The organism is Flavobacterium piscinae, assembly GCF_004122145.1.
In the GTDB taxonomy this organism is placed as follows: Bacteria; Bacteroidota; Bacteroidia; order Flavobacteriales; family Flavobacteriaceae; genus Flavobacterium; species Flavobacterium piscinae.
Genome location: NZ_SBKQ01000061.1, coordinates 1 through 222, shown reverse-complemented (window position 1 = coordinate 222; position 222 = coordinate 1). Strand labels below are relative to the sequence as shown.

At 31.1% G+C, this 222-nt stretch carries 1 protein-coding gene; it reads right to left on the bottom strand.

Going from position 1 to position 222, the window contains the following annotated elements; translation table 11 throughout:
• A partial coding sequence (locus tag EQG68_RS15210) for a hypothetical protein (protein ID WP_222845224.1) occupies positions 1 to 222 on the bottom strand: 222 nt, incomplete at both ends.

Below are 222 nucleotides of genomic sequence, written 5' to 3'. Positions count from 1 at the left end.
ATCCGTAATCTAATTGTAAACCTTCCCCTTTTACCTCATCATCTTTTTCCTTACCATTAAACCCATACCGGTAATCTTCTATGCTATCAAATCGATTTGGGATTAGCATGCCAAAAGGATAGTAATCTAAATCGTCATAAGTAGCCTTATTTATTAGAACGTAGCGAACAAAAAAAATAAAAAAATGTTCATTTTTTGCTTTTTTGTCACTTATCAAAGATA